General features: G+C 73.7%; 6 protein-coding genes. 1 reads left to right on the forward strand and 5 read right to left on the reverse strand.

What is annotated here, in order from left to right; genetic code table 11:
- Nucleotides 1-32 precede the first annotated feature (32 nt).
- The 4 genes from LG395_RS20055 to LG395_RS20075 all read right to left on the reverse strand — a co-directional run bounded on the left by LG395_RS20055 (nt 33) and on the right by LG395_RS20075 (nt 5,339).
- Entirely contained in the window at nt 33-677 is a 645-nt protein-coding gene (locus LG395_RS20055; protein ID WP_171159161.1) for a response regulator, read from the reverse strand.
- Nucleotides 641-1,939, reverse strand: a complete 1,299-nt coding sequence (locus LG395_RS20060; RefSeq protein WP_171159160.1) for a sensor histidine kinase — start codon at nt 1,937-1,939, stop codon at nt 641-643. Before LG395_RS20060 ends, LG395_RS20055 begins: the two co-directional genes overlap by 37 nt.
- An 86-nt stretch (nt 1,940-2,025) precedes the next feature.
- On the reverse strand, nt 2,026-4,536 hold the full coding sequence (locus LG395_RS41220) for an FtsX-like permease family protein (RefSeq protein WP_263982779.1): 2,511 nt from the start codon (nt 4,534-4,536) through the stop codon (nt 2,026-2,028).
- Nucleotides 4,536-5,339 (reverse strand): ABC transporter ATP-binding protein, encoded by an 804-nt coding sequence (locus LG395_RS20075; RefSeq protein ID WP_225810718.1) that lies wholly within the window; start codon nt 5,337-5,339, stop codon nt 4,536-4,538. The genes LG395_RS41220 and LG395_RS20075 overlap by 1 nt, the downstream gene beginning before the upstream one ends.
- A gap of 286 nt (nt 5,340-5,625) precedes the next feature.
- Here LG395_RS20075 and LG395_RS20080 point away from each other — a divergent pair, with 286 nt between their 5' ends.
- Entirely contained in the window at nt 5,626-5,880 is a 255-nt protein-coding gene (locus tag LG395_RS20080) for a hypothetical protein (RefSeq protein WP_225810719.1), read from the forward strand.
- 67 nt (nt 5,881-5,947) lie between these two features.
- On the opposite strand, the gene LG395_RS20085 is transcribed toward LG395_RS20080, so the two are convergent.
- Nucleotides 5,948-9,802, reverse strand: coding sequence for a type I polyketide synthase (locus tag LG395_RS20085; RefSeq protein ID WP_225810720.1), 3,855 nt, complete (start codon nt 9,800-9,802; stop codon nt 5,948-5,950).
- Nucleotides 9,803-9,854: the final 52 nt, after the last annotated feature.

Below are 9,854 nucleotides of genomic sequence, written 5' to 3' on the forward strand. Positions count from 1 at the left end.
CGGACCACCCCTACCCGCCCCAACCGGCCCGCTCAGGCGTTGAGGTAGGCCAGCACGGCGAGCACCCGGCGGTTGCTGTCGCTCGACGGCGGCAGCATCAGCTTGGTGAAGATGTTGGAGATGTGCTTCGCCGCCGCTCCCTCGGTGATGGTGAGCCGCTGGGCGATCGCCGTGTTGGAGCAGCCCTCCGCCATCAGCTCCAGCACCTCGCGCTCGCGGGCGGTGAGCGCGGCGAGGGGCTCGTCCCGGGAGTGACTGGTCATCAGCTGGGCGACGACGGCGGTGTCCATGGCGGTACCGCCGGCCGCGACGCGGCGCACGGCGTCGATGAACTGCTCGTCGTCCAGCACGCTGTCCTTGAGCAGGTAGCCGATGCCGCCGGTGCCGTCGGCCAGCAGTTCCCGGGCGTACATCTGCTCGACGTGCTGGGAGAGGACGAGGATCGGCAGGCCGGGCTGCTCCCGGCGGGCGCGCAGGGCGGCCTGGAGGCCCTCGGTGGTGAAGGTGGGCGGCAGCCGTACGTCGACGATGGCGATGTCGGGCCGGTGCTCGGTGATCGCGGCGGCGAGGTCGGTGCCGTTGTCGACGGCGGCGACCACCTCGACGTCGTACGCCTCCAGCAGCTGGATGATCCCCTGCCTCAGGAGGAAGAGGTCTTCGGCGAGGACAACGCGCACGGCAACTCCATCTTCATCACGGTCGGACCGCCCGGTGGACTGTCGATCTCCAGGACCCCGTCAAAGGATGCCAGCCGCCGTCGGATGCCCGCGAGCCCGCTCCCGGCCGACGCGTCGGCGCCGCCGCGGCCGTCGTCGGTGACCCGGGCGTGCAGCACGTCCTCCTCGCGCCAGGCGACGACCTCAACGCGCCGGGCGTCGGCGTGCTTGAGTGCGTTGGCGAGCAGCTCGGACACCGCGAAGTACACGGCGGACTCGACCGGGTCGGGCAGTCGGCCGGGCAGGTCCACCACCACGGTGACGTGCAGCGGGCTGGCCAGGCCCAGGGCGCGCAGGGCGTCGGGCAGGCCCCGTTCGGCGAGGACCGGCGGGTGGATGCCGTGGACCAGGTCGCGCAGTTCGCGCAGCGCCTGCACCGACGAGGTGCGGGCCTGCCGCAGCAGCCGCCGGGCCTCCTCCGGGTCCTGGTTCATCTTGCGGTCCACGGCGCCGAGTTGGAGGCCGAGGCTGACGAGCCGGGCCTGGGCTCCGTCGTGCAGGTCGCGTTCGATGCGGCGCAGTTCGGCGGCCTGGATGTCCAGCGCGCCGGAGCGTGTCTCGGACAGGTGCTGGACACGGGAGGCCAGTTGGGACTGGCGGGTGGGGCCGAGCAGCAGGCGGACGAAGTGGGCGTACCCCTTGAGGACGAGCGGGCCGAGGAACACCCAGCCGGTGAGCACGACGAGAGCGAGCAGGGCCGCGGCGAGCGCGGCCGGCCAGCTGTCGACGGTGACGAAGGAGTACCAGCGGCCATGTCCGTCCTCAGCGAGGGGCCGCCACAGGCCGCAGGCGAGGAACAGCCCCTCCCCCGCGTAGTACAGCAGCGCGGCCGGGACGAACCCGGCCAGCCCGACGAGGCAGTTGAGGAGCAGCCACAGCAGGTCCCGCCAGGTCGCGGGGTCGGCGAGGATCCACTTGCAGCGCCGCGTCCAGCCGACGATGTCCTTCTCGATCTCCTCCGGCTCGGGCCGGTAGGGCCGCTCCACCGGGACGCCGGAACGGGCAGCGGCCCGCCGATTGAGGTCGCACAGCCATCGCACGGCCCGGGTGAGGTAGGGCAGCGCGAGGAAGCCGATCCCGATGAGGCACAGGACGATGAAGTAGGTGGTGGTGACGAACAGGACGACCGACAGCAGCGCTCCGGAGGCGATGGCCACGCCGACCAGGGTGTCCACGGTGGCGCGGCCGAGCCGGCCGCGCCACGTGACCGGCACAGTCTTCATGTCCTCATGCTCCCATTCCCGGCCGCCGGTCACGGAGGGGCCGCCCCCGCCCGGGGGAAGCGGGGACGGCCCGGCCAGGGAGTGACTCACGCGGCCTTCACCGTCTCGACGGCGGGGCTGCGCATGCCGCGCCAGGACGGCAGCAGCGTGGCGCCGAAGACCAGCAGCAGCGATCCGCCGACGATGGCGAGGTAGATGCCGATGGATCCGGAGGGCAGGTAGGAGTCGCTCTTGACGAGGCTGTAGGGGACGATGGTGGTCGCGGAGGCGACGGTGCCGAGGACGGTGGCGACGACGCCGGTCAGCAAGCCCTCGACGGTCAGCATGCCGAGCACCTGGGCGCGGGTGGCGCCGGTGAGCCGCTGGAGGCCGAACTCCGCGCGCCGTTTCCGGGTGACGGACACCAGGGTGTTGACGACGGTGATCGCGGCGTACCCGACGATCATGGCGACGATGGTGTAGTTGGCGGAGACCAGGATCTGCTGGATCTGGTTGTTCCGGCCGGCCAGCGAGGAGCTGTCGTCCAGTTCGGTGCCCGGCACGGCGGCGGCCAGCGCGGCGAGGCGTTCGTGGACGCCGGCGCCGGCGCCGCGCGCGGTGCGGACGAGGATCTGGTGCGGCAGCCCGTCACCGGTGTGCGGCGCGAGGGTGGCCGCGGGCAGCGTCAGGTACTCCTGCTTGGGGTTGTCGCGGTAGAGGGCCACGACGGTGGGGCGTACGGCGGTGCCGTCCCCGAGGTGCATCGGCAGCCGCTCGCCGACCTTCACCCCGTACTCCCGGGCCTTCTTGTCGGACAGGGCCACGGTGTCGCCGCGCAGGCCGGTGAGGGAGCCGGCGACGACGGGCAGGTCCAGGCTCTGCCGCACGCCGTCGGCGGAGACGCCGCGCAGGTCGACCTGGTCCGGGCCGCCGGCGCGGTCCACGAAGCCGCGGCTGGTGACGAACTCGGAGGCAGCGGCCACCCCGGGCGTGTCGCGCACCCGGTCGACGACGCCGGGCGCGAATCCGCCGGTCGTGGAGTCGAGGACGTAGTCGGCGAGGATGTTGCGGTCGTAGGAGGTCCGGGAGACGTGGTCCTCGGTGGACTGCATGTACAGGGTGCCGGTGGCGATGCCGATGAGCAGGACGATGGGCGCGACCGCGCCCGCCATGCGGACGTTGGCGGTGGCGGCGTTGCGCAGCGCCAGCCGGCCGGAGAGCCCGGAGAACGCCCGTACCGGCAGGCGGAGCAGCGCGACCATGACCTTGGTGATGCCGGGGGCGAGCAGGGCGAGGCCGATGCAGAACAGCACGGAGGCGGGCCCGGCGGTGCTGGCGAGGGTGGGGCCGTCGTCCATGACGGTGGCGGTGGCGACGGCCAGGCCGATGCCGTTGGCGAGGAAGAACAGCGCGAGCAGCAGCCGCGGCACGCTGAACCAGCGGGTGCCGGCGGTGGATTCGGCCAGCGCGGCGACGGGTTCGGTGCGGGCGGCGCGCCGTCCGGCGAACCGGGTGGCGCCGGCCGCGGCGAGCACGGTGACGACGGCTCCGACGGCCATCGGCATCCATCCGGCGTGGTAGACGATCGCCGACGACACCACGCCGCTGGATGTCAGCACCCCGAACAGCAGCCGTCCGATGGCGTAGCCGGGCAGCAGGGCGAGCAGCACGGAGCCCACCGACAGCACGGCCGTCTCGGCGAGGATCATGCGGCGCAGCTGGTGCGGGGTGGAGCCGACGGCGCGCAGCAGGGCCATCTCGCGGGCGCGCTGCTGGAGGGAGAGGCCGAGGGTGGACGCGACGCCGAACATGACGATCAGGACGACGGAGGAGCCGAAGACGGCCGCGAGGATGACGACGGTGCGCTGGCTGGCCAGGGTGCCGGGCAGTTCGGCCAGTCCCCGGCGTTCGCCGGTCAGCACCTCGGCGCGGTCGCCGACCTCGGCGCGCACCGCGTCCGCGACCGCGGTGACCCGCGTGCCGGGGTCGGGCAGCACGCCGACGGAGTCGATCCGGCCGCCGGCGAGGGTGCGGGCCTCGTCGTCCGTGAAGAACACGGCGGCGTCGGGGTTGCGGTCGCCGTGCTGCTCGGCGATGCCGCTGACCAGGAACCGCCGGGCCGTGCCCTGGACGACGATGTCGACGGCGGACCCCGGGCGCGCGCCGGCGCGCCGGGCGAGGTCCGCGTCGAGGACGACCTCGCCGCCGGCGACGGGGGTTTTACCGGCGGCGAGGGTATAGGGGGTGAGCCGGGCGGAGGCCCAGCCGTGGCCGTACGAGGCGGACTTGCCGGTCACCGGCTTGCCGTCCTTGAGGACGGTGGCCGGGACGGACACGTCGCCGACGGCGGTGCGGACGCCCTGGACCCGGGCGACCTCGCCGACGAGGCGGGGGTCGATGCGGTGACGTTCGGTCAGGGCGGTGGCGTCGTAGGTCTGTTCTCCGGTGACGACGACCGGTGCGCCGTCCAGGCGCTGGGGTTCGGCGGCCATGCGGACGCCCGTCTCCATCAGGCCGCCGCAGCCGATGACGATGGCGGCGCCGAGGAACATGGCGAGGAAGGTCGCGATGAAGCTCGTCCGGCGGAACTTCAGGGTGCGCAGTGCCAGGCGCCACATCAGTACCGACCTCCCGAGGGCTGCGCGGTGCCCTGCCGGTGGGTGTCGTCCTCCCAGGCGCCGAGCCGGGTCATCCGGGCGGCGACGGCGTCGGCCGTCGGCCGGAGCAGTTCACCGGCGAAGGCGCCGTCGGCGAGGAAGACCACGCGGTCGGCGTAGGAGGCGGCCACCGGGTCGTGGGTGACCATGACCAGCGTCTGGCGGGCGGTGTCGACGGACTCGCGCAGCAGGCCGAGCACGGAGGCGGCGGTGCGGGTGTCCAGGGCGCCGGTGGGCTCGTCGGCGAAGACCACGGCGGGGCGGGTCACCAGGGCGCGGGCGATGGCGACGCGCTGCTGCTGCCCGCCGGAGAGCTGGGAGGGCAGGTGGCCGAGCCGCTCGGCCAGGCCCACGCGCTGCACGACGGTGCGGATCAGGTTCCTGTCGGGCCGCTGTCCGGCCAGTTGCAGCGGCAGGGTGATGTTCTGCATGACGGTGAGCGCGGGCAGCAGGTTGAAGGACTGGAAGATGAAGCCGATCCGGTCGCGGCGCAGCTTGGTCAGCCGGGTGTCGTCCAGGCCGGCGAGGTCGGTGCCGCCGACGGTGACCGTGCCGGAGGTGGGCTGGACCAGTCCCGCGGCGCAGTGCAGGAAGGTGCTCTTGCCCGATCCGGACGGCCCCATGACGGCGGTGAAGGTGCCGTCGGCGAAGCTCATGGTGAGCCCGCGGAGCGCGGCCACCTGGCTGTCTCCTCGGCCATAGGTCTTCGACACGGCGTCCAGCCGTACCGCCTCCGTCCGGCGGAGGTCGTGTGAAGTGTGCACGGGGCTCCCCTACGAGATGTCGCTTCTCACGCGGTGTCTGCGGACCAGATTAGGAACGCCGGCCCCGCGGCACATTGGCATTGTCCGGCCAGTTCGAGGTAGAGGTTTCTCTACCTCGAAGCGGCAGGTTCCGACGGGTGTACACCACCTTTGTGCAGCGATGCCATCACCCTTGTCCGCATATTTGACTCCCCTTCGAAAGGGCCGGTTGCCACCCGTGTCCCGAGGCTTGCGCACGGGTAACGTCGAAACCGTCCGCAGAAATCCACGGAAGATGGGAAGTCCCATGGCCACGAGGCCTGACCCCGAACTGACCGCACAGGTCCGGCCCGACGGATATCTGGAGCTCTTCTCCCGGCGTACCGGCAAGCGACACCGATGCGGCCCGCGTGGCACGACGATGTGGCTGGCGCTCCAGCGCAGCGGCTGGCAGCCGGAATCGGCCGCCGATGAAATCGCCGTGCAATTAGGTATCGATCCGGCCAGTGTCCAATGCGATATCCACGCGTGGTTGGCGCATTTCCGCGAGGCCGGCGACTGAAGGAAAAGGGGGGCGCGGGCGGCCTTTCGGCCACCCACGCCCCTTTCCCTTTCGACCGCCCGCGATTTCAGGACGCGCCGGCGGACCGCGCCGCCGTGAGCCAGGTCTCGACCGCCTCGGCGGTGGCCTGTGCGCGGTCCTCCAGCATCGTGAAGTGCGTGCCGGGCACATCGGCCGGCTCGTGCTCCGCCGGCCAGCTCGCCCGCCAGTCGTCGGTGCCGGCGGCGAAGGACTCCGTCGGCCGCACGAACAGCACGGGCGCCGTGAGGGCGCCGGGCAGGCAGTGCTGGATCAGGTCGCTGTAGCGGCTCATGGCGGCGAGGCGGGCGGTGCCGAAGCCCCCGAGCGAGGACTCCCGGTCCAGCATGCCGTCGAACATCTGCCGCCACAGGTCGTCCTGGCCGTCGTCCCCGGGCAGGTAGGTGTCCAGCAGGACCACGCCGGCGGCCGGCTGTCCGGCCTTCTCCATGATCTCGGCCGCCGCGTGGGCGAACTGGCCGCCGGAGGAGTAGCCGACGAGGACGTAGGGCCGCTCGTCCGCGCAGGCCCGGCGGATGCCCTCGACGACCACCTCGACCACCGCGTCCACCGAGCGCGGCAGCGCCTCGCCGGGCCCGAAGCCGGGTACCGCGGGCACCACGACGTCACGGCGGCCGTCGAAGTACCGGGCGAAGCGGGCGTACTGGTGGGCGCCGCCGAGCGCCATCGGTGACGGCAGGCAGACGAGCCGTGGGGCGGCGTCGCCGGTGGCCAGCCGCACCGGGTCCGTGACGGCGCCGAGTTCGTCCAGAGTGGAGAAGCCGGGGAGGATGTCGGCCACGGTGCGCAGCAGGTCGATGGCCCGGTCCATCCGCCCGTCGGCCGCCGCGCGCCGCACCAGCCCGCTGACCGATTCGAGGTCGCCGGGGTCCGCCGGACCGGGAGCGCCGCCCGCCAGGTGCCCGCGCAGGGCGGCGGCGAGGGCGGCCGGGGTGCGGTGGTCGAAGACGGCACCGGCCGGCAGGGTGCTGCCCAGGGCGGTGCCGAGAGCCGCGCGGAGTTCGGCCGCGGAGACGGAGTCCATGCCGATCTCCAGGAAGACGGCGTCGGGTTCGACGGCCTCCGGTCCCGGGTGCCCGAGGATGGCGGCGGTCTGGGCCCGGATCACCTCGGTCAGCAGCGCCTCCTGCTCGGCCGGCGGGGCGCCGGCGAGCCGCTGCCCGAGCGGCTCGGCGGCCACGGACCCGGCGGCGGGCGGCGGCGCGGCCGCCGGGAGGGCGGTGAGGGCGACGTCCGCGTTCAGCCAGTACCGCTCGTGCCGGAACGCGTAGGTGGGCAGGTCGGCGCGGGCCGTGCCGGGGAAGAGCGCCGCCCAGTCGGGGGCGAGGCCGTCGGTGTACAGACGGGCCAGCCCCGCGAGGAGGGCCGCGGGTTCGCTGCCGTGGCGCCGGCCGAGGGCGACTAGGACGGCGTCGTCGGTGTCCGGGCACTCGCGGACGAGGCCGGTCAGCACGGCGTCCGGGCCGACTTCCACGAAGCGGCCGACGCCCGAGGCGGTGAGGGCCGCGACGGCGTCGGCGAACCGGACCGTCTCCCGCACGTGCCGCACCCAGTGGCCGGGGTCGCACAGCTGCTCCGCGTCGGCGGGACGCCCGGTGAGGGTGGACACCAGCGGGACGCGCGGCTGATGGTACGTCAGCTTCTCGGCCACCGCGCGGAACTCGTCGAGCATGCCGTCCATCAGCGGCGAGTGGAAGGCGTGCGAGACGGCGAGCCGCTTGGTCTTCGCGAAGCCCTCGGCGGCGGCGAGCACCGCCGCCTCCTCCCCGGAAAGCACCACGGAAGTGGGGCCGTTGACCGCGGCGAGTCCGACGCGGTCGTCCAGCAGCGGCCGTACCCGCTCCTCGCCGGCCTGTACGGCGACCATCGCGCCGCCCTCGGGCAGCGCCTGCATGAGCCGGCCCCGGGCGGCGACCAGGGCGCAGGCGTCGTCCAGGTCGAGGACGCCGGCGACGTGGGCGGCGGCGATCTCGCCGACCGAGTGCCCGGCCAGCACGTCGGACCGTACACCGAAGGACTCCAGCAGCCGGAACAGGGCCACCTCGTAGGCGAACAGCGCCGTCTGCGCGTACCACGTGCGGTGGACGGCGCCGGCGTCGTCGCCGGCCAGGACCCCGGCGAGGTCCAGGCCGGTCCGGGCGTCGATCGCGTCGAAGGTTTCGGCGAACACCGGGTAGCGGGCGCGCAGTTCGAGGCCCATGCCGAGGCGCTGGGCCCCCTGGCCGGTGAACAGGAACGCCGTACGGGTGCCGGTCCGGGCCCTGCCGGTGACGGCCGTGGGGGCGGGGGCGCCCTCGGCGAGGGCGCGCAGTCCGGCGAGCAGCTGGTCCCGGTCGGTGCCGGTGACGGCCGCGCGGTGGCCGAAAGCGGTGCGCCGGGTGCCGAGGGCCCTGGCGACGGCCGCCGGGTGCAGTCCGGGCCGGTCCGCCAGGAAGGCGTGCAGGCGTGCGGCCTGCGCGGGCAGGGCCGGTGCCGAGCGGGCGGACAGGGGCCAGACGACCGCCGGGGCGTCCGGTTCGGCGTCCGCCGGCTCCTCCTCGGGGGCCTCCTCGATGATGGCGTGGGCGTTGGTGCCGCTGATCCCGAAGGAGGAGACACCGGCCCGGCGCGGACGCCCGGCGCGGGGCCAGGGCTGTTCCTCCGTCAGCAGCCGCACCCGTCCGGCGTCCCAGTCGACCTTCGTGGACGGCCGGTCCACGTGCAGGGTCCTGGGCAGGACGCCGTTGCGCATCGCCATCACCATCTTGATGACACCGGCGACACCGGCGGCGGCCTGCGTGTGCCCGATGTTGGACTTCACCGAGCCCAGCCACAGCGGTTCGGTGCGCTCCTGGCCGTAGGTGGCCAGCAGCGCCTGCGCCTCGATCGGGTCGCCCAGCGTCGTACCCGTACCGTGCGCCTCCACCGCGTCCACGTCCGCCGCCGACAGCCGCGCGGACGCCAGCGCCTGCCGGATCACCCGCTGCTGCGACGGACCGTTCGGCGCGGTCAGACCGTTGGACGCCCCGTCCTGGTTCACCGCCGAACCCCGGACGACGGCCAGCACCGGATGCCCGTTGCGCCGCGCGTCCGACAACCGCTCCAGCACCAGGACGCCCAGTCCCTCGGAGAAGCCGGTACCGGCCGCGTCGTCGGCGAAGGAGCGGCAGCGCCCGTCCGGGGAGAGGGCCCCCTGCCGGCTGAACTCCACGTAGGTGCCCGGGGAGGCCATCACCGTCACTCCCCCGGCCAGCGCCAGGGTGCACTCGCCCTGGCGCAGCGCCTGCGCGGCCAGGTGCAGCGTGACGAGCGACGAGGAGCAGGCGGTGTCCACGCTGAGCGTCGGGCCCTCCAGGCCGAGGGTGTAGGCGACGCGGCCGGAGACGATGCTGCCCGAGCCGAAGCTGCCGAAGTAGTCGTGGTACATGACGCCGGCGAACACGCCGGTGCGGCTGCCGCGGAGCGCGGCGGGGTCGATGCCGGCGTTCTCCAGGGCCTCCCAGGAGCCTTCGAGCAGCAGCCGCTGCTGCGGGTCCATGACGAGGGCCTCGTGGGGACCGATGCCGAAGAACGCGGCGTCGAAGTCCCCCGCGTCGTGCAGGAAGCCGCCCTCCCGGGTGTAGGAGCGGCCCGGCACGCCCGGTGTCGGGTCGTACAGGTCCGGGTCCCAGCCGCGGTCGCCGGGGAACGCGGTGATGCCCTCCGCGCCGTCCGCGACCAGCCGCCACAGGTCCTCCGGGGACCGCACTCCGCCCGGGTAGCGGCAGGCCATGCCGACGATCGCGATCGGTTCCCGGGCCGCCGCGGTCAGCGCGCGGTTGCGTTCCCGCAGCCGCTCGATCTCCTTCAGCGAGGCGCGCAGCGCCTCGACCATCCTGGTGTCCGGCTTCTCGGACTCGGCCATGGTCCTCTTCCTTGTCGCGGGCGTCGTCACAGCGCGCCGTCCCGGCGCGGTC

Origin of the sequence: Streptomyces spinosus, from assembly GCF_020400655.1 — a bacterium.
Classification (GTDB): domain Bacteria; phylum Actinomycetota; class Actinomycetes; order Streptomycetales; family Streptomycetaceae; genus Streptomyces; species Streptomyces argyrophylli.

Bases quoted from the DNA above. Each gene is read 5' to 3' on its own strand.
- LG395_RS20060 (WP_171159160.1), bottom strand. From the start codon at position 1,939: ATGAAGACTGTGCCGGTCACGTGGCGCGGCCGGCTCGGCCGCGCCACC.
- LG395_RS41220 (WP_263982779.1), bottom strand. From the start codon at position 4,536: ATGTGGCGCCTGGCACTGCGCACCCTGAAGTTCCGCCGGACGAGCTTC.
- LG395_RS20080 (WP_225810719.1), top strand. From the start codon at position 5,626: ATGGCCACGAGGCCTGACCCCGAACTGACCGCACAGGTCCGGCCCGAC.
- LG395_RS20085 (WP_225810720.1), bottom strand. From the start codon at position 9,802: ATGGCCGAGTCCGAGAAGCCGGACACCAGGATGGTCGAGGCGCTGCGC.